Genomic DNA, 25,926 nt, shown 5'->3' on the forward strand with positions numbered 1-25,926 from the left:
TTCTTAGTTAAATAATCTGCGATCATCGCATCATAACGAGCTGTATGACGGAATACTTTTGCAGCTAAACGCTCACGAGTTTCCAATGTTGTTTCTTGATTTTCTCTGATTTCTTCAAGGACTTTATCATAATCTTTTGGATCACAAAGAACCGGAATGCTTTGATAGTTTTTAGAAGCACTACGAAGCATACTTGGACCACCAATATCAATATTTTCAATAATTTCTTCATGTGTAACACCAGGTTTTAACACAGTTTCTTTGAAAGGATATAAATTCACACAAACCAAATCAATATACTCAATACCTAACTCTTGTAATTGACGAACATGATCTGGATTTGAACGAACACAAAGCAATGCACCATGCACTTTTGGGTGTAAAGTTTTTACACGACCATCCATAATTTCAGGAAAACCAGTTACTTCACTAATTCCAATCGGATGGATTCCTGCTGCTTCTAAAGCTTTTTTTGTTCCTCCAGTAGAAATAATTTCATATCCACAATCTACTAGACCTTGTACAAATTCAACTAAACCTGTTTTATCAGATACACTTACTAATGCTCGCTTCATTCTTTTTCCTCCTCGATACTTTTTGCGACTTGTTCAATTACTTGCCAGAACAAATCATATTCCATCGCATGTACATGCGATTCTAATGTTTCTAAATCCCAAGACGGATCGATCGCAACTCTTTCCTGACGAATGATAGGTCCTGTATCCACACCTTCATCTACAAAATGAACAGTAACTCCTGTTTGAGATACTTTCGCCTCATATGCATCCGCAATACTATGAGCCCCTGGAAATTCAGGTAAATAAGCTGGATGCAAATTGATAATACTATTTGGATACGCACTCAATAAAGTGTGTCCAATAAAACGCATATATCCACTTAATACAATCAAATCCACTTTTTTCTCTTTTAACACTTCTAAAATAGCCGCTTCATAACCAGCTTTACCACCATACCCTTTAGGATCAAAGTAAAACTCTTCAATTCCATGATTACGCGCACGAACTCTTGCGTACGCATTCTCTTTATCAGCTATCAAACAAGCACAATTCACATGTAAAGAACCATCTTCAATATGAGATAAGATTGTTTCAAAGTTAGTGCCCGAACCACTCGCAAATACTGCAATATTTACCATTGGACATCTACCTGTCCTGTTTCAGTTACTTTACCAACCACATAGCTTGGTTCATTGATTTCATTTAACGCAGTTTGAACCTTTTCTACATCTGCAGGATCTACTGCCATCACAAAACCAAGCCCCATATTAAATACGTTGTACATTTCCTTCGTTGAAATATCCCCATTCTTCTGGATCAAGTCAAAGATTGGAGGTTTTGGGAAAGCTTTCGTATCAATTTCAACACCCATTCCCTCTTTTAACATTCGAGGAACATTTTCATAGAATCCACCACCAGTAATGTGGCTGCAAGCTTTTAAAGTAATACCAGATGCTTTAATGTGTTTTAATGCCTTAACATAAATTTTTGTAGGAGCAAGTAATGCCTCTCCTAAAGTTTTACCTAATTCATCATAATACGTATTTAAAGATTCTTCTGTAATATCAAATACATTACGAACCAATGAGAAACCATTACTGTGAACTCCAGTTGAAGGAAGTCCAATCAAAACATCTCCAACATTTAGATCTTTACCAGTAATCATATCTTTTTTATCACAAACACCAACCGCAAAACCAGCTAGATCATAATCATCTTCTGGCATTAAACCTGGATGTTCTGCAGTTTCTCCACCAATTAAAGCCGCTTCAGATTGTAAACAACCCTCAGAAACACCTTTAACGATATCTGCAATTTTTTCTGGAACATTCTTTCCACATGCGATGTAATCTAAGAAAAATAGTGGTTCTCCTCCAGCACATGCGATATCATTCACACACATTGCGACAGCATCAATACCAATCGTGTCATGCTTATTCATAACCATCGCAAGTTTAACTTTTGTACCACATCCATCTGTACCAGAAAGCAATACAGGCTCTTCCATATCTTTAATTTTAGACAATGAGAAGGCACCAGAGAAACCACCAAGTCCTCCTAATACTTCTGGACGCATTGTTTTCTTAACATGCTCCTTAATTAATTCAACAGATTTATATCCTGCCTCTAAACTAACGCCTGCTGCTGCATAATGTTCTGCCATACTCTACTCCTTTACCTCATCTTTATAATCTTGTAACTCTTCTGGATATTCACCTGTACAACAAGCTAAACAACTTGTTTCAGGTACACATTTTTTGAAATCTTCTACACTTATAAAACGTAATGAATCCACTTGGAACAACTGTTTCATTTCGTCTACTGAATAATTAAAAGCTGCCAAATCTTTTTGTGCCGTTGAATCCGCTCCATATAAGCAAGGATACTTCAACATTGGCGAAGCAATACGTAAATGCACTTCTTTAGCTCCTGCCTCTTTTAATAATTGACAAATTCTACGTGATGTAAATCCTTTTACAACACTATCATCCACTAGATATACACTCTTTCCCTTAACAACTGAACTGATCGCATTTAAACGAACACGCATACCTTGCATTCTCTGTTGCTGCGTTGGACGAATAAATGTAGAACCAATATAACGGTTTTTAATCAAGCCCGTTTCATATGGTACATTTAGTGTTCTGGCAAAGCTTGCTGCTGCACTTAATGCTGAATCAGGAACACCAACAACAATATCTGCCTTAACATCTTCTTCTTTAGCTAAATAATAGCCACATTGTTTTCTAACTTCATGCACCGTCGATCCATTATGAATACTGTCCGGTCTAGAATAATATACGTATTCTAAGGCACAAGCTTTCGTTTCTGTTTTCTCAAAAATCTGACAAGAATTCATTCCATCACTATTGAAACAAATCAATTCTCCTGGATTTACTTCACGAACAAATTCTCCACCAAGAATTGGGAATGAACAAGTTTCACTACTGATACAATAACCATTATCTACCTTGGCAATGTATAAAGAACGAATTCCATGTGGATCTCTTACCACATATAAACTATCTTTTGTGATGACCATAAATGTGTAGGCTCCACTCATCATACGACAAGCCTTTGTGATTTTTTCTTCAAAAGAACCCGGATTTAATTGAATCAAGTGTGCTAACAATTCAGAGTCACTGGTCCCCTGGAAAATCAAGCCTTCATTCTCTAATTTTGTTCTTAATGAAACTGCATTTGTGACCATACCACTAGATACGACCGCAAAATATCTTTGATGACTACGCACCATAATTGGCTGAACATTTTCTAATTGAGAATCATTTTTTGTGGCCATACGAAGTTGACCAATCGCAATATCACCCTCTAAAGAATTTAATGTATCTTGTTTTAAATTCTCAGACAATAATCCTAATCCCTTTTTACAAACAACATTTTCTCTATCACTAACAGCCACACCAACACCATCTTGTCCACGATGTTGAATGGCATGCATTGCTAAATAGATATTCTGGGCGGCTTGTTCTACATTGAACAAGCCTACGATCCCAGAAGAATCTTGAACTACCTTTTGCATCGTCATTCTACTTCACCTGCTTGTGTGTAAAGTAACGAACACCATTTGCGAAAATATCCTGGTCTTTATTTCCTGCAATATTTTGGAACAAGCCTTTTTCATAACGTTCACTATGACCCATCTTACCAAAGATTTTTCCATCTTCAGAGAAGATACCTTCGATTGCCATACTTGAACCATTCAAGTTGTCTTTTCCATCCATTGTTGGAACACCCTTTTCATTTACATATTGTGTTGCAACCTGACCATTTTCAATCAATTTATTTAGCACTTCTTCACTCGCAACAAATTTACCTTCACCATGACTAACAGCCACTGAATATACATTTCCTGCTTTCATACCAGCAAGCCAAGGAGAAGCATTGCTTGTAATACGTGTACGTGCAATATGAGAAACGTGTCGGTTGATATTGTTTCTAAATAATGTTGGATTTTCTGCATCCAATTTTTCAATATCACCATAAGGCAATAATCCCGATTTGATCAATGCCTGGAATCCATTACAAATACCTAAGATCAATCCATCATTTGCACGCATTGTATCAATAGCTTGGGCAATCTTTGGATTTCTTAATACGTTCGCAATGAATTTACCAGAGCCATCTGGTTCGTCTCCACTACTAAATCCACCTACGATCATTAAAATTTGAGCTGCACTGATTTCTTCAGCCAATGTTTCAATACTCTTTTGAATATTTTCAACTGTTAAATTATTAAATACAACTTGTTTTACTTCGGCACCAGCACGTTCAAATTTAGCTGTTGTATCAAATTCACAGTTTTGTCCTGGGAAAATAGGAATGATTACTTTTGGTTTTTCAACTACAACCTTAGACATAGGTACTTCCACATCATTTAAAGGTGTTTCTAAAGTACCTTTTCCTTCATCTACGATCATTGGATAAATTTCACCATAACGTTTTGTCCAAGCCTTTAATGCATCTTCAATTTCAACTGTTTCATCATTTAATACAATCTTAGAATCATCATTTAAGATACCAATCAATTCTAAATGTTCATCTTGAATACTTTCTGTAGCTTCAACAATCATTGAACCCAAGTTAAATCCATATACATCTTCTTCTGTATTGATCGCAACACCAACTTTAGATCCAAATGCCATCTTCGCAATAGTTGCACCTAAACCACCAAATTTAATTGTGCTTGCCGCAACAATTTTCTTTTCTTGCATCAACTTATGAACCGTTTCAAAGTTTTCTTTCAATTGTTCATAGTTTGGAACATGATTCTTAACAGGTGTATGTTTTACTAAATATACATAGTCTCCAGGATTTTTAAATGAAGCCGAAACAATGTGATCTGTTTTCGCTGTAGTAACTGCGAAAGTAATCACTGTTGGTGGTACATGAATATCTTTATATGTTCCACTCATAGAGTCTTTTCCACCAATACTAGGTGTTTCAAATGCCAATTGTGCATCAATCAAACCTAATAAAGCTTCAAATGGTTGTCCCCATTTTTGTGCGTCTGCACCTAGATGTTCAAAATATTCTTGATTTGATAAACGACACTTTTTATAGTCAGCACCCAATGCTGTAATACGAGCTAATGCTTCAACAACTGAATAACTAGCACCCAAATATGGAGAATATTTAGATACTTTTGGATCATATCCATATGTCATAACTGAACATGTATTTGTCATTCCGTGTACAGGTAATTTTTGTACAGAACCTTCTTCAGGCGTTAATTGATATTTACCTCCAAAAGGCATCAATACCGTACTCTTACCAATAGAAGCATCAAACATTTCTGCCAAACCAATCTGGCTTGCGACATTCGCATCTTGTAATACTGTATTTAAATCTGAATTTACTTCATCAAATGGATGTTCATCATATTCATTTTCACAAACATCAACAACCTGGTGTTGACGAACACCGTTTGTATCCAAGAAAGCACGTGACATATCAACAATTGTTTCGCCACGCCATTTCATGACTAAACGATTTGTATCTGTTACATCCGCAACTTTGATAGCCTCTAAGTTTTCTTTATAAGCTTCTTCTTTGAACTTTTCAAAATCTTTAGCCTCAATACATACAGCCATACGTTCTTGAGATTCACTAATAGCTAATTCTGTGCCATCTAAGCCTTGATATTTGACTGGAACTGCATCTAAGTTGATATCCAATCCATCCGCAAGTTCACCTACGGCAACACTGACTCCACCAGCTCCAAAGTCATTGGCCTTTTTAATTAATTTTGTACAAGCAGGATTTCTGAATAGACGCTGTAATTTACGTTCAATTAAGGCATTACCCTTTTGAACTTCACTTGAACATTTTTCCAAGCTTGTTTCATTATGTTCTTTACTTGAACCTGTAGCTCCACCAATTCCATCACGACCAGTAGCTCCACCAATCATAACAATGATATCGCCTGCTTGTGGTTGTTCACGTTTAACATGTGATTTAGGAGCGGCACCAACAACGGCACCAACTTCCATACGTTTCGCAACGTAGCCATCATCATAAATTTCGTCTACAAATGTAGTCGCCAAACCAATTTGGTTACCATAACTTGAATAACCTTGAGCGGCTGTCTTTGAAATCTTTGATTGAGGTAATTTGTGCTCTAAAGTTTCACTAATTGGTTTAGTGATATCTCCCGCACCTGTAATACGCATAGCTTGATATACATAACTACGTCCTGATAATGGATCACGAATAGCTCCACCAATACATGTGCTAGCTCCACCAAATGGTTCAATTTCTGTAGGGTGGTTGTGTGTTTCATTTTTGAACATCAATAGCCATTGTTCATCTTTTCCATCTACATCCACTGTAATTTCTACACTGCACGCATTGATTTCATCTGTAATCTCCATATCATCAAGCTTACCTTGTTTACGAAGATATTTACCAGCAATTGTAGCCATATCCATCAATGTTTTTTCTTTACGGTTTCCATGAACTTCCTGACGTAATTTTAAATATTTTTCATAAGAAGCCTGTAATTCATCGGACAATGTATCCAAATGGAAACATACATCATCTAATACAGTTTCAAAAGTAGTATGACGACAGTGATCTGACCAATATGTGTCTAGCACACGTAGTTCAGTCATTGTGCAATCTCTTTTTTCTTCCTTTTCAAAGTAACGTTGAACATGCTCAATGTCCGCTTGAGACATGGCCAACCCTAAAGTCTGACGTAAAGCATCTAATTCTTCTTTCGTCTTTTTTGTAAATCCTTCTAAAACAGGAACATCTTTAACTTCAACGTCCTGATCATCTACCAATACAGAAAGGTCTTTAACACGTGCTTCAACAGGGTTAACAATATAATGTGTGATTTTATTAAGTGTTTCTTCATCTACTGGGTTTGCGAACACTAATAAAGTACCTGAATGAATACGTACTGTTTGTTTGTTGTTCAAAAGCATCAAACATTGCATTGCACTGTCTGCTCTTTGATCGTATTGACCTGGTAAAAATTCATATGCCAAATATGATTTACCTGTTAAATCTACAGAATCATATACATCATCTGTAACCACTTCACTACAAACATTTTTCTTTAATAATTCAATATCATTTTCATCAGCGTTAAAAATATCATATAAATTGTATTTTGTTAGACCAAAATCTTCTCTTAAAGATAAAGATTGTCTTAATTCAGCCGCTAATGATTCACTTTCAACCTGAAACTGTTCTTTTTTATGAACAAAAATACGAGTATCCATTTCCTTCTCCTTATTCAACAATTGACTGTTCTAATACTTTTTGTGCTTGTTCTTTTTTAAATTCAACAATTTTATCCTGCAATGACTTATCATTAAGTCCAATCATCTGACAAGCTAAGATTGCTGCATTTCTTGCCCCTGATTTACCAATTGCTACTGTCGCAACAGGAACTCCTTGAGGCATTTGTACTGTTGATAATAATGAATCCAATCCACCTAAAGCAGATGTCTGAATAGGGATTCCAATAACTGGCAACGGTGTAGAGCTAGCTAAAACTCCAGCTAAATGTGCTGCTCCTCCGGCTGCCGCAATAATAACCTGAATTCCACGTTCACACGCTGTCTTTGATAATTCTAAAACAGCTTCTGGTGTACGATGTGCACTTAATACACGAACTTCATATCCGACTTGAAAATCGTCTAATTGTTTCATGCAGCCTTCCATACTTGGCAAGTCTGAACGAGAACCCATCACAATTAAAACACGCTTTGTTTCCATAAATGACCTTCCTTTCAAAACAAAAAAAGCGCACCTATAGTAGGCACACTTAAAAAAGCAATTCTTCTCCATCAATTGTGGTAAATCTTCTTAAGACCATAAGTAAGACCTCCAAAATCAGAAAAACACTTCTGCAAGATTATAATACCCAAAACCAACTCAAATGACAACCCATATTTCATGAAAGTTGTTCTCTAGAAGTGAATAATTTATATTTTCTTAAATCAAATATATAGACAATCGAGCTTAATCCCCAAGTAATCGGATACAACCAATGCGTTAAATACAAACTATGTATGCTCTGTCCGATTGTCATCAACACAACAACACGAACCGCACACCAACACACAAGCATGACCACCATTGGCATTACAGGACGTCCTAAACCTCTTAAAATACTAGAAACCACATGTGAAAAACCCAAAAGTATATAGAAGAAAGCACAAATTTTAGCACGATCCACACCAATCTTAATCACTTCTGGATTTTGATTAAAAAATGAAATAAAGGTTGGCGCAAACAAGTAGATCAAAATACCTAAACATTCAATCATGAATAATGCTGCTACAAGCCCAAACAAAATTCCCTTTCGCGAACGTTCCTTTTGTCCGGCTCCTTCATTTTGTGAGACAAATGTCGTAAGTGCCATCGAAAAAGAAATTTCAGGAAGGAAAATAAATCCTTCTACCTTTGAATATGCACCAATACCTGCAATTGCGGCTGCACCAAATGAATTGATATACGATTGAATCATGACATTCGCAAAATCAATCACACAGCCTTGTAGTCCTGTTGGCAAGCCGTAAATACAGATTTGTTTCAAATTTTCAAAATCCAAAGTTAAGTGTAGCCATGAAATATGCAAAATACTTTCTTCTCTTGCCAATTGTACAGCACACAAAAACATACTCGCAAATTCAGAAATGATTGTTGCCCAGGCAGCTCCTGCAACGCCCATCTTAAATACAGTGATAAATACCACATCTAAAACGACATTCAATATCGAACTGACAATCAAATAATATAGTGGATGTTTGGCATCGCCTCCAGCACGAATGATACCCACAAGCATGTTATATAAGACTAAAGAAAAACCGCCTAAAAAATAAATTTTTAAATATGTGGAAGATAAGCCAAATACTTCTTGTGGAGATCCCATCCACATCAACATTTGATCCGTTAATGCATAGCCACTCATTGTCATAATAAGCCCTAAGATAATACCGAATGTAGCTGTTGTATATACCGCTTTTTTTGTTCTAACCTCATCTTGAGCACCTATCGCATTGGCAATAATGACACTAGCTCCTGTCGCAAAGCCATTAAAAAAACCAACAAACAAGAAAATCAACGAGCCAACACCAGTAACGGCAGCCAACGCATTCTGCCCTAGAAAATTTCCTACAATCAATGCATCTACAGTATTGTAGAGTTGCTGAAAAAGATATCCAATGAATATAGGTATCGCATAGCCAATGATTTGTTTGGCAATACTTCCTTTTGTCATTAATTGAATTGAATTTTGTTTTGCCATATAATCCTCCCCCATACAAGAAAAGCCTGCACCAACATAAGTTAGTACAGGACTTTATTCTGCCCTAATATCCATTAGGATACATCATGTATTATTTATTTACAATACATGCTATATGCTGTCGCAATCGATTGAGCCCAATTATAAATAGATGTTGTATGCATTCCTTTGATATTCTTGTTTCTTAAGCAATATGTTTTAGTAGAATCCACAGGTAAATAACCACATAGTTCACTTTGGCGAACCAACGCATTATGATAGTTTTCTTTAGACACTTCATTATCTGAAGTATACATACCTGCATCTAAATAAGCATCTAATTGTTCATCACTTAAACGACCGAAGTTATTTGTAGCGCCAGTTCTTAAAATAAAGTTAATGCCTGTATCATCTGGTGAGCCATAAGAAAATCCAAGATATGTCGCATCCCAACTATCTGTTTGTGCATCATCCTGCACTGTACTAATGACCGTATTAAATTCAACTGTATTGGCTTTAAAATCAATGCCAATCGCATTTAAACATTTCTGTAAAACTGGAATCAAAGAATCCAAAGAATCCTTATCCTTATTTGCCAAGAAACGAACTGTTAATTTTTCACCATCTTTATAGCGATATCCATCGTCTGCCAATGTATATCCAGCTTCATCTAAGATCTGGTTGGCCTTTTCAACATCATAATCATAATAAGTAACACCATCCACATTTTCTTCATTACGAATCATTTTTCCATTATTTAAAGAAACAGGATTTCCAAAAGTACCAGGCTTATAGGCCATGCCATCAATTTGATAATAGTTATCAATATATTCTTGGGCGTTAAATCCATATCCAATGGCTTTTCTTACCGCAACATCACTGCAAGCTCCCGCATATGAATTAAAGATAATGAAGCTTTCACGATCACTTGGATAAGAATCTACGGATAAACTCTTATTCTTTTGAACAGATTTAATTTTATTTGCCTCAATCACATCTGGAATATAATCCACAGTTCCATTTTCCAATTCTTTGACTTCTGTTGAAGTATCTGTCTTTTTGATCATGATCTTAGAAATTTGATATTGACCTTTTTTCGCTTTAAAATTTGGATTTGAAACTAAGCTAGCTCCACTTGTCTTCTCAAATTTCTTCAATACATAAGCACCCGTTCCAATTGGCTTACTATTCTTCTTTTCAATGTTTTCTGTTTTACCTTTTTTATAATTTAAATATTCAGCACTACAGATCTTTTGTGTTCCAAGTGTAGAAACAGCATCAATTCTTGGTTTATCCAAATGGAAAACGACTGTATAGTTATCTGGTGTTTCAATACCAGTAAAACTAGATGCATCTGCATCGTGATATTCACTATAGCCATCTAAGAAATCAACATTATTCGCAAAACGACCTGTATAGCTTGGATCTGCCATAACAGTAAATGTTGTTTGCACATCTTTTGAAGTAAACTTTGAACCATCACTAAATTTGATGCCTTTCTTTAATTTAAAAGTCATTGTCTTTCCATCCTCACTAATTTCAGGTAAGGACTTAGCCAAATCCGCAACTAACTCTCCTTTTTTGTTGTATTTCAACAATCCTTGATACACTAAATCCACCACATAAGAATCATTTGTCGTTTGGTAATACATAGGTGAAAAAGTTCCATTCATTTCAGAACTTAATCCTACTGTCAACACTTGATCATTACCTGTAGCTTTTGCGCTACATCCACACATTAATAAAGCTAATCCACATACTAATAATTTCTTGTACATCCTCTTCTACCTCCTAATTATCTATTCTTTGTACCACCACCAGTCAGTTAACACTTTTCATCACTCTCCTTATAAATAAAAAATCCTGCATCAAATTAAAAATTTGACACAGGACAGAATATCAAAATAATCTGCGGTACCACCTGAATTGGTATAGTTATCCCCACCTCTAGAATGCCATCACATTCGATCCATTTAACGCACGGAACACGTCGCAGCTACTCAGAATTTCTTTTCACCTTGCCCTTGAAAGTCCATTTGCCAAGTCGTAATAATCTAGCTTCCACCATGACTAGAATCTCTTTGTATCCGGTTCTTAGTTTGATCTCTTTCGCATCGGTTGCCTATAGGATACACCTAACACGGCTTGTTTTCAATACTTTTTTCAGTTTATTTCATTTTTTTACATCAAAGACTGCTCTGTTCTCCCGATAATATCATCTTGCGTCTTTTTGGAAAGCACATTGAAGAAAGCACTATATCCAGCTACACGAACAATTAAATCTTTATGTTTTTCAGGATGCTTCTGCGCATCAATCAAAGTTTCCTTAGACACAATGTTATATTGCACATGATATCCATGTAAACGATTGAAGAATGTTTGAATCAACAATTCTAATTTTTGACGGTTTTCCTCTGTTGACAACATTTGCGGCGTCATTTTTTGATTTAGTAAAACTCCACCTGTAATTTTATTTGTACGAAGCTTAGATACACTTTTAAATACAGCCGTTGGACCATTCTTATCACTATTATGGGCTGGACTGCAACCTTCTGCCAAAGGTTCGAACGCATTTCGCCCATCTGGTGTAGCCATCGTTGACATTCCTTGTCCAACATTCGCACTGATTGATGAAGTTCCCGCATAACGAATTCCACCAATTGGTCCTCTATTATATCGCGTATTTGGATATTTTTCGATTTCATCAATATAAGAATCATACGCTTCTACAATCAATTGATCTACGTAGTCATCATCATTTCCGTATTTTGGAGCTTCACAAATCAACATTTCCTGAATCTTCTTATTTTCTGGTGATGAAAAATCATCTAAGATTGCAGCCCATAATTCTTGTCTTGTGATTTTCTTTTCTTCATATACCAACTTCTTTATTGCGGCCAAACAATCTGCCATATTTGCGATTCCAACTTGTAGACCAGAAATAAAATCATATACAGCTCCACCTTCTTTGATTGTTTTACCTCTGGCAATGCAATCATCAGTTAAAGCTGAGCAAAGAACATCGGGTACATCTCTTTCAGACGCTTTATCAATCGCATTTTCAACAATCACACTATAACGAGTAATTTCCCTAACCGTCTTATCCCATGCCTTTAAAAGTTCTTCATAACTTTCCATTTCGGTAAAATAACCATAACCCTTTGTGAAACGTTTATTACTTGTTAGATCCACACCATTATTCATCGTACACAAAAGCATTCTTGGAAAATTAATATAAGACATTCCCGTGCAACGATATCCCCATTTACCTGGAACCGCTGTTTCTACACAGCCTATGGCACTGTAATTATAGGCATCTTCTTCTTTAACGCCCCAATCCATAAACGATGGAATAATAATTTCATCATTATTCAATGCTGGCATACCAAATCCCAATCGCATAACTTCTACACATTCATCCAAAAATTGTTTATTAATATTCTTATGATAGCGCACAGTTAAATTCGGTTGTGTCAATCTTGTCTGTGCAACCGATTTTAATACTAAGAAACTCAAGTCATTGACCGCATCCTTTTTATCTGTTGTCTGACCTGCAATCGTTACATTTTGATACATAGGAGAACCTGCTGAACTTAATGTGTGGGCTTGAGAACGTACTTTATTGATTGTTAGTGTTTTGATCCACAAACAAGTCAATAGTTCCAAAGCTTCTGCTTCTGTAATATTTCCGCTTTTAATATCTCGATCATAATATGGATACATATATTGATCGAATCTTCCATAGCTCAAAGAATGTCCATTGGATTCAATTTGTAAAATCAATTGAATAAACCATACGGATTGTACAGCTTCTTGAAAGGTTTCTGCTGGTTCATACGGCACTTTTGCACAAATTTTGCTGATTTCTAATAATTCAATCTTTCTTTCTAGATCCAATTCTCTTTCTGCTAAATTCTTTGCAAGAACACTGTAACGGTTCGCGAAAGTACGTACTGCATCTAACACAATAAGAACTGCATTATAGAAACAATACTTGTCAATACTATCAGGGGATGTCAAATCTAGAGAAGCTTTACATTCTTTTACACGCTTTTCATATCCTTTTAATCCATCCTTTAAAATTCGTTCATAGTTCACGGCCAAATGCGCATCTCCGGCATTTAACTTACCTTCCATTCCAAATACACCGGTTTCCATAAAAACACGAACTTCTTCAGGAAGAAGTGCTTCACCTCTTGCACGTAAATTATTGTTTTCCCAGAATGGCGCAATTTCTCTAAGTTGTTCTTTCGTCTTTTCTGTGATATAGAATACGTCCCCATCTCTTTTTTCAAACTGATCCAATTCGTTGATCACAAATTCCATAGTATATTCAGGAAAAATTGGAGCATTACGATTCTTAGTCGCTTGGTTTCCTGCCAAAAGAGATTTATCCTCAATATATATACTCATATGATCCAATATTTTTTCTAGCATTTTAGCTCGAACCATTACTCGTGGTTGATTTAAATTTTCTTTATAAGCTTCTGTAGCTAAAATGGCACGTTCGGCATCAATATAAGGTTTCTCATCCAATACTTCTTCACGAAAATCCTTCATTCGTTTAGTCAATGTTCCAAAATGTTCTGCATTTTCCATATATACTCTCCTGTTCATTTCATTCGTAACTAATATCTGTTTTAAAAGTATCATCCAACTCATATTATGTCAATATATTTCATTCGTAATTTTATGAACTTTCATTTGCAACTTCAACATGTTATAATACATTTAAGGAGATCAACACAATGAAAATAGCAAATCGAAATACAACAGGTATTATTTTTAATATTCAAAAATTCAGTGTAAATGACGGTCCAGGCATTCGTACTACCGTTTTTCTAAAGGGATGTCCCCTTCGTTGCAAGTGGTGTGCAAATCCTGAGAGTCAGCTTGTGCAAACACAAATTCTTTGGGATCAAAAAAAATGTATAAACTGTCAGCATTGCATTGAAACTTGTCCAAAGAATGCCATTAAAATAAGTGAGAAATCTATCAAAATCAACCATAGTCAGTGTAGTGGATGTAAGAAATGTGTATGTGAATGTCCAAAAAATGCATTAAGTGCACAAGGTGAACAAAAATCAGTGGAAGAAGTACTTAAAATTGTTTTACAAGATCAAGTATTCTACGAAGAAAGTGGTGGTGGACTTACTCTTTCTGGAGGTGAACTCTTACTTCAACCAGATTTTTCAAGAGAACTTCTTCTAGCAGCTAAAGAAGAGAGGGTTCATACGTGTTGTGAAACAACTGGTTTTGCGACACAAGAAACATTTGATTGGGTCATGGAACAGGTTGATTACATTCTTTTTGATATGAAACATTGGAGTTCAGGCAAGCACATAGAAGGTACAAACGTTTCAAACGAATTGCCTTTGCTCAACATGAAACATGCCATTGAAAATGGAAAAACTGTTCTTCCGCGAATCCCTGTCATTCCAGGATTTAATGATTCTTTAGAAGACGCAAAAGAATTTTCAAAAACACTTCATAACATGGGAATAAACAAGTGTCAGCTTCTACCATTCCATCAATTTGGAGAAAATAAATATCATCTTTTAAACCAAAAATATGATTATGAAAATGTTCCTTCATATCATCCAGAAGATTTAAAAGAGTATTTAAATGTATTTAAAGAAAATAATATAAATGCTTTCATTTGAAACCAAAAACACTTATTATATAAACAAAATGATAGGAATCGATATAAATGAAAAATAGAACAAATAAAATATTAGAATTACTGACATCTGAAAAGAAAGTTGAAGTTTCTCAATTAGCTGAATATTTAGATGTTTCACAGGTGACGGTCCGCAAAGATTTAGATGCATTAGAAACTAAAGGAATCATCAAGCGTGAACATGGTTATGCTGTTTTATGTAGTGCAGATGATATCAATGGCAGAATCGCATATCATTATGAAGAAAAGAAGCAAATAGCCTTAAAAGCTGCCGAACTTGTAAGTGAGGGCGATACAATTATGATTGAAAGTGGTAGTTGTTGTGCACTTTTAGCCGATACGTTAACACAACTTCATAAAGACTTAACAATCATAACTAACAGTGCTTTTATCGCAGAATATATCCGTGGAAAATCTAATTTTCAAATCATCCTTCTAGGTGGTATTTATCAACAAGATTCACAAGTTATGGTCGGCCCTATGGTGCAAGAATGTGTGTCCAACTTTTTTGTCGATTATTTTTTCATCGGTACAGATGGATATGATTCTAGAATAGGCTTTTCAAATCGTGATCAGATGCGAGCGCAAGCCGTACGTGATATGTCTCATCAAGCTGAACAAATCGTTGTCTTAACAGAGAGTGATAAATTTTCTAAGCGTGGTGTTGTACCATTAAATTTGAAAGATAAAGTAAAAACGGTTATAACTGATCATTCTATTGATTCTTCCTATATCGAAGAGCTCAATAACCAGAACATTCAAATCATTAAGGTCTAAAAAAAGGATTTCAAACGAAATCCTTTTTTTATTAATCATCAATATATGCTGTTGCCATTGATTGTGACCAGATAAATGTAGAAGAAGTTTCCATTCCTTTTACTTTCTTATTACGTAAACAATATGTTTGTACACCATCTGTTGGTAAATATGCACATAGTTCTGCTTGACGAACGTAAGCTTTTAAGTAAGCAGCGGCTGAAGCCTCTTTATCAGCTGTATAAGCACCTGCAGCTAAGTATGAATCTAATTCATCATCTTTTAAACGAGCAAAGTTATTCACACCCTGTGATTGAATCAAGTAATCAACTTCAGTATCTTCAGGACTTCCAAAAGAGAATCCTAAATAAGATACATCCCAATCACCAACAGCTGAATCATCACCTACAGTGGCAATAACCGTATTAAATTCCATTGTGTTTGCCTTAAAGTCAACGCCAAGTTCTCCCCACTCTTTTTGTAACATAGGAATCAATGTGTCCATCGCATCTTTTTCTTTTGTAGCCAAGAACTTAATACTTAATTTTTGACCATCCTTTTCACGAATACCATCACTTCCAACAGTCCATCCGGCATCATCTAGGATTTGTTTTGCCTTTTCTACATCATAATCATAGTAAGTAGCACCATCTACTTTTTCTTCACCGCGAATATACGCACCATTTGCCCCAGATACCGGGTTACCAAACATGCTTGGTACATATGCTAATTTAGCATCTTTATCATCTAATTTATAATAGCTTGCGATATAGGCTTCTCGATCAAATCCATAAGCCAATGCCTGACGTACCGCCTGATCTTGGCAAGCGCCTGCAACTGTATTCATAAACAAGAAGTCTTCACGATCACTTGGATAAGAGTCCATAGTCAAACCTTTATCTTTATCATTTGCTACTGTATTGATTTTATTCGCATCCACTACATCTGGAATATAATCGACCGTTCCATTTTCCAATTCCTTGACTTCAGTAGAAGTTTCTGTTTTCTTGATCATGATCTTAGAGATTTGATATTCTCCATCCTTTGCTTCAAAATTTTCATTTCGATCCAATGAAGCTCCCTCTGTTTTAGAGAATGATTTCAATTTATATGGACCTGTACCGACTGGATTACTATTGTTCTTTTCCACATTTGAAGTTTTACCCTTCTTATACTTCAATGTTTTTGCACTACAAATTTTTTGTGTTCCCAAAGTAGACTCTGCATCGATTTTTGGTTTTGACATATGGAAAACAACCGTATAATCATCTGGTGTTTCAATACCTAAAATATCTTTTGCATCTCCATCATGATATTCGCTATATCCATTTAGGAAATCAACCTTACTAGAAAAACGTCCTGTATAGCTTGGATCAGCCATAACACTGAATGTTGCCTTTACATCTTTTGAAGTAAATTTAGATCCATCACTGAACTCAACACCTTTCTTCAATTTGAATGTCATCGTTGTACCATCATCACTAATAGTAGGTAAATCCTCCGCCAATTCTGGCACTAAATTAGAATCCTTGTCATATGCCAACAATCCTTGATATACCAAATTAATTACGTTATGATCGTTTACTGTTTGATAATACATGGGAGAGAAATCTCCATTCATTTCTGTAAACAATCCAACAGTTAACGTTTGTTCTTTACTAGAACCCGATCCGCCTGCAGAGCATCCTGCAAGCATGAATGCCATACCTAGGGCACATACTTTTCTCTTATTCATAATCTTCCTCTTCTCTTTTTATGTAAACCATTATAGCGCTTTCTGAAACAATATCAACTTCATTTACAATGAATTTCTGAAAAGAAAAAAGCCTATCTTTTATGATAAGCTTCATATAATTCATTCTTTTTACAAGCCATTTCTTTGGCAACCAAACCAATAGCTTCCTTTGTTCGCATTCCAGATTCAATATATTCATCCACTTTCGATATAGCAGTATACATATCAAATACAACTTCATCTTGTTTAAAGCCATCCATGACAATGACCATTTCACCTTTACAAGTAGCAGCTACTTCTAACACTTCTTCAATGGTTCCACGAATATATTCTTCATGCACTTTTGTGAGTTCTCTAGCCAAGCACATTTGACGATTTCCCAACACTTCTAACATATCCTGCAAAGTATCTTCAATACGATGTGGCGCTTCATAGAAAATCGTTGTATAAGGAATTGTTTTGATTTCTTCGAGCTGTTTCTTTCTTTTTGAACTCTTATTGTCTAAAAAGCCATAAAACAAATAGTGATAACAACTCAATCCACTCGCAACCAACGCATTCATAGCGGCATTAGCACCTGAAACTGAAACCACATTAAATCCATGCGAAATCGTTTCTTGAACTAGTTTTTGTCCTGGATCTGAAACTAATGGATAGCCTGCATCCGATACAACCGCAACATCTTCACCATTTTCCAATCGTTCAATGATTTTTGGAATACTGGCTTGCTGATTATGCTCATGATGAGACATCAACGTTGTATCAATGCCATAAGCCATTAAAAGTTTTTTGGTGTTACGCGTATCTTCTGCCGCAATGACACTCACACTTTTTAAAATATCTAGTGCTCTAGGTGTCATTTCTTGTAAATTGCCAATAGGTGTGGGAACCAAATACAATGTAGAAGTATTCGACTCAAAACTCTTCTGTCTAATCATTGTTAAATTCCTTATCTGGCCACAATTCTTTAAAGTTCACAAACAAGACTTCTTCTTTGTTTTCTAGTTTTGCCTGTTTTTGAAGCACATTCATACTTGATATGCGATATTTTTTACCTTGATAACTCACAATCGAATTCATCTTTGGTAAATCTTTACGCATTCTTGTATACTCTTCATTTTCAAAACGCAAACAACACATCAACTTTCCACATTGACCACTCAATTTCTGAATATTCAATGCCAACATTTGATTTTTTGCCATATTAATAGATACCGTATCAAAATCTGACATGAATCTTGAACAGCAACATTCCATACCACAATTTCCAATTCCACCAACGATTTTAGCTTTGTTTCTTGGTCCTACTTGTCTTAACTCAATACGACAATGTAAATGTTGTGCTAAGTCTTTCAATAATTGTCTAAAATCAACACGCTCGTCCGATACATACGTGAAAATTACTTTTGTACGATCCAATATATATTCTGAGCTAATCAAATGCATATCCAACTTCAAATTTGCCACACATTCCTGACAAATCTTCATAGCTTCTTTAGCTCTTTCAACATTCTCTTCTTTACACTTAATATCTTCTTGTGTTGCCTTACGCAATACTGGTTTAATATCTCCCTTTACTTTTGAAGCATCAAAATCAATGGTTGGTACACAAACCTTTCCAAGTTCTTGCCCACGCACTGTTTCTACAACGACAATATCATTTGTATAATATTTAACATCAGATCCGAAAGTGTAGGCTTTTTTCGACTCTTCAAACTGTATATAAACAATATATTTATATGTCACTTTTCCTTCTGTATTCACTAAATCACAGCCTTCCTAATATCATAATAAAGCTTATCCATAAATAAACCTAAATCGACTGGTCGATACAACATATCCATGTTTTCAACCAAGATTGAATATAGTTTTACTTTTTTTTCTAAAGGTACATTTACCCTGTCATTTTTCACATAGAATAAAGCCCACTGAATCCACAACTGTATCCAATCCTTATTCATGCAATCTGACTTATTCACAAACACATTTGTCTGCATCTTTTCAATTTGTGCAAAAGAAGATGCGTGTTCAATATATTCAAGTGCAATTTGTTTCAATTCTTCAAAATCAGGTAAAGCCAATAATTCAATGGCCTTATCATATGTATATCCAGATTCTGCAAGCATCTTCGCATTTTCTTCACTTGTATTTTCAAGCAATGCATGCTCACAACTTTCGGGCTTAAAATGAATGGCCTGACACCTAGATTGAATAGTTGGTAAAACATTGGACTTTTCATCCGCAATTAATATACCATAAATCCCTTCACTTGGCTCCTCTAAAAACTTCAACAAACTATTTGAAGCATCCGGTGTAGCCTTATCATAATGATCTAGAATATAGATTCGAGCATTTTGTTTTCCTGCACTAGTGGATTCAAAAAACGCCTGTAAATCTACAATATCTTTCTTTTTAATACGATCATTCGATACAATCATGTAGTCTAAAGACTCTTCATTCTCAATTCGTTTACAAGTTTCGCATTCTTGGCATGCGAATCCATCAACATCTGTATGTTCGCATACAATGCTTTGTGCAAACAAGATCGCCGTTTCTAATTTACTTGAACCTTTCGGTCCATGAAATAAATAGGCATTCGCAACTCTTTGATTCTTTAAAGCATTCGACAACGTCTGATACACAACCGATTGTGCTTTTTTTAAATATTCTTTATTCATGTTCTTTAATAACCTTTAAAACACATTCCATAGCACTCTTTAATACTTCTTCTTTACAAGGCTCGGCATCAATGACTTCAATACGCTCTGGATACATAGAAACTAATGTTTCATAGCCTTGGCGTACAGCTTTATGGAATGAACTTTCTTCTTGATCCAAACGATTTAAATCGCCACGAAGATTCATTCGTTTCTTTCCTGTTTCTACACTAACAGATAAAAACAATGTCTTTTCTGGCATACACCCATCGATCGCAAACTGATTGATATCCCACACTTCTTTTAATCCAATACCTCGTGCAATTCCTTGATATGCCAAACTTGAATCAATGAAGCGATCACACAATACGATCTTCTTATTTTCTAATGCCGGAAGAACAACTTCTTTTAAATGTTGTCTACGACTTGCCGCATATAATAATGCTTCTGTACGATCATCCATCTCCGTATTATTTACATCTAATAATATATTACGAATAGATTCAGCAATCTTACTTCCACCTGGTTCTCTTGTATAGATACAATCGTATCCCATTTTGATCAATTCTTCTTGTACCGCTTTACATACGGTTGTCTTTCCTGATCCATCATTTCCTTCAAATGTTATAAATACACCTTGTTTCATTTTCATTTCCTCACACAAACATAATATAGTATATTGGCATATACACTATATTCTTTTCTTCCTTAACCACTCTATCATTTGAGAATACATATCCTTTTTGAATTCTATTCTCTTGGGCTGCAATCACCTTTTTTAATGCACTAAATTCATAGCCATCTCGTCCTGATTTTATTTCAATAGGGATGACACTTAAAGTCGAATAATCATCGATTAAATAATCCACTTCTCCAACTTTTCTACGATCATAATAATACAAATTATGCCCATGCGCTTTTAATTCTTGTGTAACTACTGTTTCATATACAGCTCCTAAATTTACTTTCACTTCATCTTTTAATATTGCGTTCACGTTATAACTATACAAAATATTGGTAAACAATCCCACATCATTCATATATAGTTTTATTAAATTTTTCTTGGAAGACTGAATCAGCGGAAAACTTGGTTCTGCAATGGCAGAAACTGGTAATGCGATACCTGAAGATATCAAATATTCGAATTCATGTTCATAATTTTTGAATCTTGCGTTTGGTTGATTTTCAATTTTTGTGAATTGTATTCTCTTAACCTTGTTGTCAATATTTGAGGGAATATAATCATACATTTTTTGAATCACAAGCCGATTATCCTCATCATATTTACCAGCATCTTCTCGATAATATTTATGGGTTAAAGTCTGTACTTCACGAATATTATATACATTCTTTGTTTCTACATATGCCTTTATCGCATCTGGTAAACCACCAACATACAGATATGTTTTAAACAAATTTAAAATCTTATTATGCATCGATTCATTTAAAGACTCTTTTGTTTCATAACACTGTTTCATATAAGAAATAAATTCATTTCCAACGCCACAAGCCCATAAAAATTCCTCAAAATCCATTGGATACATCTTTTTTTCCAAAATGGAACCCATTGGAATCGAAGTCGTTTTATGTAAAGTAACCCCCAACAAAGAACCACTACAAATATATTTAAATCGATTGTCATAACGCAACGATTTTAGCATTGTCAACAAATGAGGGTATACTTGAATCTCATCTAAGAAAACAATTGTATTTTCTCTGTCTTTTAATTTATCTCCATGCAAAATGCTTAGCTGCAAATAAAACTCATCTTTATTCTTTACATCCGCAAATAATCGATCACCTGCATAATCATCAATCATATTCACTTCTACATAATTTGTATAATATTTTTTCGCCAAAGCTCGAATAATATATGACTTTCCAATTTGTCTAGCTCCATCAATGCATAAAATTCGTTCTTCATCACTATTCAAATATGTTTCTAAATAGGACTCAATTTTTCTTTTAAACATAGTTTCCTCCGGTTTTCAAGTAAATTTTAACATCATATTTTACGGTTTTCAAATATATTTAGACATCAAAAAATACAGTTTTCAAAAAAAAACACCCATAAGCATTCAACTTATGGGTATCTTTCAATTATAAAGTTTTTCCTGTCAACATTGTGTAAGCTTGAAGATATTTTTCAATTGTCTTATCCACAATTTCTTGAGGAAGTGTCCAGTCATTATCTGGATTTGCCTTTAGCCAGTCACGCGCAAATTGTTTATCAAATGATGGTTGTGAATGTCCAGCTTCATATCCGTCTGCAGGCCAGAAACGAGAACTATCAGGAGTCAACATTTCATCACCAATAACGATATTTCCATTTTCGTCTAAACCAAATTCAAATTTTGTATCCGCAATAATAATTCCTTTGCTTAAAGCATACTTAGCACATTTTTTATATAATGCGATTGTACAATCTTTAATCTTAGTCGCATATTCTTCACCATGTCCTGGGAAGTATTTTTCTAAGTGTGCAATACTTTGTTCAAAAGAAATATTTTCATCGTGATCCCCAATTTCTGCCTTTGTACTAGGTGTATAAATTGGTTCTGGAAGTTGTTGTGATTCTTGTAACCCTTCTGGAAGTTCAATACCACAAACCTTTCCTGTTTTTTTGTAGCTAGCCCATCCACTACCTGTGATGTAACCACGAACAATACATTCGATTGGAAGCATGTTCAATTTACGACATAACATTGATTTTCCTTCAAATTTTTCTTGTTGGAAATATTCTGGCATATCTTTTGTATCTACACTAATCATGTGATTAGGTAAGATATCACTTGTGTAATCAAACCAGAATTTTGACATCTGTGTTAAAACAGTTCCTTTTTTTGTAACCTCATTGTTTAGAATTACATCAAAACAACTGATGCGATCTGTCGCAACCATAATAAGGTTGTCTCCATTGTCGTAAATCTCACGTACTTTTCCTTCTTTAATTGGTTTTAATTCCTGCATCTCGAATCTCCTTTTCTGCGTACAAGACAAAGATACAACTAAAACAAATTTAACACAATATGAAAATAAGGAAATCCTAAGATTTCCTTACAAATTTTTAACATTTAATGCACGAATCGCATTTAATACGGCAATGATCATAACTCCAACATCCGCAAAAATCGCAACCCACATATTCGCAATACCAATGGCACCTAATAATAAACAGATTAATTTAACACCAATCGCAAAATAAATATTCTCATATACAATATGAATACACTTCTTCGCAATCTTAATGGCTTTAGAAATCTTTAATGGATCATCATCCATTAATACAATATCCGCTGCCTCAATGGCTGCATCACTGCCTAAAGCACCCATCGCAATACCAATATCAGCTCTTGATAATACAGGCGCATCATTAATTCCATCTCCGACAAATGCAAGATTTTCTTTCGAGTGCTTTAAAGACAATAACTCTTCTACCTTATTTACCTTATCTTGAGGCAATAACTCAGAATACACTTTGTCAATATTTAATTCAGAAGCCACCTTGTCGGCAACACTTTTTACATCTCCAGTCAACATGACCGTTTGTTTAATGCCAGCCTTCTTCAATGCCTCAATTGCTTCTTTAGCATGAGGTTTCAACATATCTGAAATCACAATGTGACCTGCATATTTGCCATCAATAGCCATATGTACAATGGTACCTACAGAATGACATTCTTGATACGAAATATTATACATCTTCATTAATTTATCATTACCCGCAAGCACTTGCACTCCATCAATTATAGCTTTCACACCATGACCACTAATTTCTTCTACATCTTCAATGCGAGATTTATCAATTGTATTTCCATACGCCTTTAACAAACTCTTAGAAATTGGATGTGTCGAATAACTTTCAGCCATCGCTGCATATTCTAATAATTTTTCTTCTGGAATATTCGCATGATGAATTTCTGCCACCTCAAACACACCTTGCGTCATTGTGCCTGTTTTATCAAATACAACATATTTACATGAAGCCAATGCCTCTAGATAGTTTGATCCTTTAACTAAAACTCCCTGGTTGCTGGCGCCACCAATTCCGGCAAAAAAGCTCAAAGGAATACTGATCACCAATGCACATGGACAAGAAATAACTAAGAATGTTAAGGCACGGTATAGCCATGTACCAAAGTCAGCAGGATTTCCCATAACCAAATTGAATACAGGTGGAAGCAAGAATAAGGCCAAAGCACTATAACATACGGCTGGCGTATAAATTCTCGCAAAGCGCGAAATAAACGCTTCGGAACGAGATTTCTTACTTGATGCATTTTCTACTAAATCCAAGATTTTTGATACAGTGGATTCACCAAATTCTTTTGTTGTCTTAATTTTTAATAAGCCCGTCATATTGATGCAACCACTAATTACTTCATCATTTTCACTTACTTCTCTAGGCAAGCTTTCTCCTGTTAATGCCGCTGTATTTAGAGTAGAACTTCCTTCAACCACAATACCATCAATAGCTACCTTTTCACCAGGCTTAACCACAATGATCGTACCAATCTCTACTTCATCTGGATCTACTTGTTCAAGATTTCCATCCTCATCTTCAATATTGGCATAATCTGGTCGAATATCCATTAATTCCGTAATGTTTTTACGACTCTTACCAACCGCGTAACTCTGAAACCATTCACCAATCTGATAGAACAACATAACGGCTGTTGCCTCATCAAAAGACTTTAATCCAATAGCTCCCACGGTTGCGACAGCCATAAGAAAGTTTTCATCAAATACTTGACGATTTTTAATTCCTTTAAAAGCCTTAAGAAGAATATCATACCCAATTTCTAGATAGGCCACTAGAAACAAAGGAATCTCAATATATTCAGGAAGTTTTATGACTTTAATTATGATAAAAAGAACACTTGCGACAATGATTCGCTTTAACATCTTCTTCTGTTTTTTGTTCACGTTTATTCCATCCTCTCTAAAAAATATTAATTGCTCAATTATTCAACTATAACAATTGAAAAATAGAGATGCTTTCGCATCTTACTTTTCATTAAAAGAAAATTTCACAATCATCTTCAACTTTTTTGCAGTTCTCTAAAACGCGAGCCATAACTTCTTTAGGTTGAACGCCTTCTTCGAATTCAACATTCATCTTTAACATCATGAAGTTAACAACTGCACTCTTTACACCTTCCGTATTATTAGCAGCTACTTCCATTTTGTTTGCACAGTTTGCGCAATCTACATCAATCTTATAACTCTTTTTCATTTTAATATCCTCCACGTTTGAATAGTTGAACATATATTCAACTTTTATACTTTCATTATATAGGATTCATGCATGATGTCAATAACATTTTTGACAATTGTTCAATCATTCAACTATAATAAAGAAAAAAGGAGAACTTATGATTGGTACACATTGTGACTGCAAGCCTAAAAATACAGAATTAGTACAAGAAGTAAAAGATAAAATGCCTGCCTTTGATGAAATTATGAATCTATCTGATTTCTTTAAAGTCATGGGAGATAGTACACGTCTACAGCTATTATTATCCCTTCAACAAAGTGAAATGTGCGTATCCGATTTAGCCAATGTACTCGATATGACTAAATCTGCCGTATCCCATCAATTAAAGGCTTTACGCCTTTCTAAATTGATTAAATCTAGAAAAGAAGGAAAGACAGTTTACTATTCATTAGATGACGAGCATATTGAAACCATTCTAGGCATGGCCTTTGATCATACGAAAGAACATTAAAAGGAAGATTGATCTCAATGTCATTAAGTTAAGAAATGACGGCTTCGAGGGGAACACAAAAAATGTGCTCCTCTTTTTTTTATGGAAAAT

The 25,926-nt window shown here is 35.0% G+C and carries 20 protein-coding genes and 1 pseudogene; 3 read left to right on the forward strand and 18 right to left on the reverse strand.

All coding sequences use genetic code 11. The features are described 5' to 3' along the window. The 9 genes and pseudogenes from purH to Q0E86_RS09085 form a co-directional block, all read right to left on the reverse strand. Nucleotides 1-575, reverse strand: a pseudogene (gene purH / locus Q0E86_RS09045) (bifunctional phosphoribosylaminoimidazolecarboxamide formyltransferase/IMP cyclohydrolase); the annotation flags it as partial. Next, entirely contained in the window at nt 572-1,156 is a 585-nt protein-coding gene (gene purN / locus Q0E86_RS09050; RefSeq protein ID WP_295756418.1) for a phosphoribosylglycinamide formyltransferase, read from the reverse strand. The gene purN and the pseudogene purH, both read right to left, overlap by 4 nt. After that, complete coding sequence (purM, locus tag Q0E86_RS09055; protein ID WP_295756420.1) at nt 1,150-2,181, reverse strand: phosphoribosylformylglycinamidine cyclo-ligase; 1,032 nt, start codon at nt 2,179-2,181, stop codon at nt 1,150-1,152. The genes purN and purM overlap by 7 nt, the downstream gene beginning before the upstream one ends. A 3-nt stretch (nt 2,182-2,184) precedes the next feature. Then, on the reverse strand, nt 2,185-3,564 hold the full coding sequence (purF, locus tag Q0E86_RS09060; protein WP_295756422.1) for an amidophosphoribosyltransferase: 1,380 nt from the start codon (nt 3,562-3,564) through the stop codon (nt 2,185-2,187). A 1-nt stretch (nt 3,565) separates the two neighbouring features. Next, a complete protein-coding gene (locus Q0E86_RS09065; RefSeq protein ID WP_295756424.1) occupies nt 3,566-7,267 on the reverse strand; it encodes a phosphoribosylformylglycinamidine synthase in 3,702 nt (1,233 codons plus the stop codon). Nucleotides 7,268-7,277: 10 nt separating this feature from the next. After that, nucleotides 7,278-7,766, reverse strand: a complete 489-nt coding sequence (purE, locus tag Q0E86_RS09070) for a 5-(carboxyamino)imidazole ribonucleotide mutase (protein ID WP_003865622.1) — start codon at nt 7,764-7,766, stop codon at nt 7,278-7,280. Nucleotides 7,767-7,944: 178 nt separating this feature from the next. After that, a complete protein-coding gene (locus Q0E86_RS09075) occupies nt 7,945-9,300 on the reverse strand; it encodes an MATE family efflux transporter (RefSeq protein WP_295756425.1) in 1,356 nt (451 codons plus the stop codon). 95 nt (nt 9,301-9,395) lie between these two features. After that, nucleotides 9,396-11,057 carry an ABC transporter substrate-binding protein gene (locus Q0E86_RS09080; protein WP_295756427.1) on the reverse strand — a complete coding sequence of 554 codons (1,662 nt, stop codon included), beginning with the start codon at nt 11,055-11,057 and terminating at the stop codon, nt 9,396-9,398. Nucleotides 11,058-11,460: 403 nt separating this feature from the next. Continuing rightward, nucleotides 11,461-13,878 (reverse strand): glycyl radical protein, encoded by a 2,418-nt coding sequence (locus Q0E86_RS09085; protein WP_295756429.1) that lies wholly within the window; start codon nt 13,876-13,878, stop codon nt 11,461-11,463. Nucleotides 13,879-14,027: 149 nt separating this feature from the next. On the opposite strand from Q0E86_RS09085, the gene Q0E86_RS09090 reads away from it, so the two are divergent. Together Q0E86_RS09090 and Q0E86_RS09095 are read left to right on the forward strand one after the other, a co-directional pair. After that, a complete protein-coding gene (locus tag Q0E86_RS09090) occupies nt 14,028-14,942 on the forward strand; it encodes a glycyl-radical enzyme activating protein (protein ID WP_295756430.1) in 915 nt (304 codons plus the stop codon). 47 nt (nt 14,943-14,989) lie between these two features. Next, nucleotides 14,990-15,736, forward strand: a complete 747-nt coding sequence (locus tag Q0E86_RS09095) for a DeoR/GlpR family DNA-binding transcription regulator (protein WP_295756432.1) — start codon at nt 14,990-14,992, stop codon at nt 15,734-15,736. Nucleotides 15,737-15,767: 31 nt separating this feature from the next. On the opposite strand, the gene Q0E86_RS09100 is transcribed toward Q0E86_RS09095, so the two are convergent. From Q0E86_RS09100 to Q0E86_RS09140, 9 genes are all read right to left on the reverse strand, one after another. Beyond that, the gene (locus Q0E86_RS09100) at nt 15,768-17,450 is read right to left on the reverse strand and encodes an ABC transporter substrate-binding protein (protein ID WP_295756434.1); all 1,683 of its coding nucleotides are present in this window, start codon (nt 17,448-17,450) and stop codon (nt 15,768-15,770) included. Nucleotides 17,451-17,542: 92 nt separating this feature from the next. Continuing rightward, on the reverse strand, nt 17,543-18,388 hold the full coding sequence (rsmI, locus tag Q0E86_RS09105) for a 16S rRNA (cytidine(1402)-2'-O)-methyltransferase (RefSeq protein ID WP_295756436.1): 846 nt from the start codon (nt 18,386-18,388) through the stop codon (nt 17,543-17,545). After that, complete coding sequence (gene ricT, locus Q0E86_RS09110; protein WP_295756438.1) at nt 18,381-19,214, reverse strand: regulatory iron-sulfur-containing complex subunit RicT; 834 nt, start codon at nt 19,212-19,214, stop codon at nt 18,381-18,383. The genes rsmI and ricT overlap by 8 nt, the downstream gene beginning before the upstream one ends. Then, nucleotides 19,214-20,128, reverse strand: a complete 915-nt coding sequence (locus Q0E86_RS09115; protein ID WP_295756440.1) for a DNA polymerase III subunit — start codon at nt 20,126-20,128, stop codon at nt 19,214-19,216. The genes ricT and Q0E86_RS09115 overlap by 1 nt, the downstream gene beginning before the upstream one ends. Then, nucleotides 20,121-20,753, reverse strand: a complete 633-nt coding sequence (gene tmk, locus Q0E86_RS09120) for a dTMP kinase (protein WP_040466405.1) — start codon at nt 20,751-20,753, stop codon at nt 20,121-20,123. Before tmk ends, Q0E86_RS09115 begins: the two co-directional genes overlap by 8 nt. Before the next feature lie 10 nt (nt 20,754-20,763). Beyond that, on the reverse strand, nt 20,764-22,080 hold the full coding sequence (locus Q0E86_RS09125; RefSeq protein WP_295756442.1) for an ATP-binding protein: 1,317 nt from the start codon (nt 22,078-22,080) through the stop codon (nt 20,764-20,766). Between the two features lie 127 nt (nt 22,081-22,207). Then, on the reverse strand, nt 22,208-23,077 hold the full coding sequence (locus Q0E86_RS09130) for a phosphoribosylaminoimidazolesuccinocarboxamide synthase (protein WP_295756443.1): 870 nt from the start codon (nt 23,075-23,077) through the stop codon (nt 22,208-22,210). Between the two features lie 87 nt (nt 23,078-23,164). Further along, a complete protein-coding gene (locus Q0E86_RS09135; protein ID WP_295756445.1) occupies nt 23,165-25,033 on the reverse strand; it encodes a heavy metal translocating P-type ATPase in 1,869 nt (622 codons plus the stop codon). A gap of 91 nt (nt 25,034-25,124) precedes the next feature. Next, nucleotides 25,125-25,343 (reverse strand): cation transporter, encoded by a 219-nt coding sequence (locus Q0E86_RS09140; protein WP_117571041.1) that lies wholly within the window; start codon nt 25,341-25,343, stop codon nt 25,125-25,127. Between the two features lie 139 nt (nt 25,344-25,482). Between Q0E86_RS09140 and Q0E86_RS09145 the strand changes: the two genes are divergently transcribed. Then, the gene (locus Q0E86_RS09145; RefSeq protein ID WP_295756447.1) at nt 25,483-25,836 is read left to right on the forward strand and encodes a helix-turn-helix transcriptional regulator; all 354 of its coding nucleotides are present in this window, start codon (nt 25,483-25,485) and stop codon (nt 25,834-25,836) included. Nucleotides 25,837-25,926: the final 90 nt, after the last annotated feature.

The organism is uncultured Holdemanella sp., assembly GCF_934754935.1.
Lineage (GTDB): Bacteria > Bacillota_I > Bacilli_A > Erysipelotrichales > Erysipelotrichaceae > Holdemanella.

Excerpts from the sequence above, each read along its gene's own strand:
- purN (WP_295756418.1), bottom strand. The coding sequence starts at position 1,156 with ATGGTAAATATTGCAGTATTTGCGAGTGGTTCGGGCACTAACTTTGAA.
- purM (WP_295756420.1), bottom strand. The coding sequence starts at position 2,181 with ATGGCAGAACATTATGCAGCAGCAGGCGTTAGTTTAGAGGCAGGATAT.
- purF (WP_295756422.1), bottom strand. The coding sequence starts at position 3,564 with ATGACGATGCAAAAGGTAGTTCAAGATTCTTCTGGGATCGTAGGCTTG.
- Q0E86_RS09065 (WP_295756424.1), bottom strand. The coding sequence starts at position 7,267 with ATGGATACTCGTATTTTTGTTCATAAAAAAGAACAGTTTCAGGTTGAA.
- purE (WP_003865622.1), bottom strand. The coding sequence starts at position 7,766 with ATGGAAACAAAGCGTGTTTTAATTGTGATGGGTTCTCGTTCAGACTTG.
- Q0E86_RS09075 (WP_295756425.1), bottom strand. The coding sequence starts at position 9,300 with ATGGCAAAACAAAATTCAATTCAATTAATGACAAAAGGAAGTATTGCC.
- Q0E86_RS09080 (WP_295756427.1), bottom strand. The coding sequence starts at position 11,057 with ATGTACAAGAAATTATTAGTATGTGGATTAGCTTTATTAATGTGTGGA.
- Q0E86_RS09085 (WP_295756429.1), bottom strand. The coding sequence starts at position 13,878 with ATGGAAAATGCAGAACATTTTGGAACATTGACTAAACGAATGAAGGAT.
- Q0E86_RS09090 (WP_295756430.1), top strand. The coding sequence starts at position 14,028 with ATGAAAATAGCAAATCGAAATACAACAGGTATTATTTTTAATATTCAA.
- Q0E86_RS09095 (WP_295756432.1), top strand. The coding sequence starts at position 14,990 with ATGAAAAATAGAACAAATAAAATATTAGAATTACTGACATCTGAAAAG.
- Q0E86_RS09100 (WP_295756434.1), bottom strand. The coding sequence starts at position 17,450 with ATGAATAAGAGAAAAGTATGTGCCCTAGGTATGGCATTCATGCTTGCA.
- rsmI (WP_295756436.1), bottom strand. The coding sequence starts at position 18,388 with ATGATTAGACAGAAGAGTTTTGAGTCGAATACTTCTACATTGTATTTG.
- Q0E86_RS09115 (WP_295756440.1), bottom strand. The coding sequence starts at position 20,128 with ATGAATAAAGAATATTTAAAAAAAGCACAATCGGTTGTGTATCAGACG.
- tmk (WP_040466405.1), bottom strand. The coding sequence starts at position 20,753 with ATGAAACAAGGTGTATTTATAACATTTGAAGGAAATGATGGATCAGGA.
- Q0E86_RS09125 (WP_295756442.1), bottom strand. The coding sequence starts at position 22,080 with ATGTTTAAAAGAAAAATTGAGTCCTATTTAGAAACATATTTGAATAGT.
- Q0E86_RS09130 (WP_295756443.1), bottom strand. The coding sequence starts at position 23,077 with ATGCAGGAATTAAAACCAATTAAAGAAGGAAAAGTACGTGAGATTTAC.
- Q0E86_RS09140 (WP_117571041.1), bottom strand. The coding sequence starts at position 25,343 with ATGAAAAAGAGTTATAAGATTGATGTAGATTGCGCAAACTGTGCAAAC.
- Q0E86_RS09145 (WP_295756447.1), top strand. The coding sequence starts at position 25,483 with ATGATTGGTACACATTGTGACTGCAAGCCTAAAAATACAGAATTAGTA.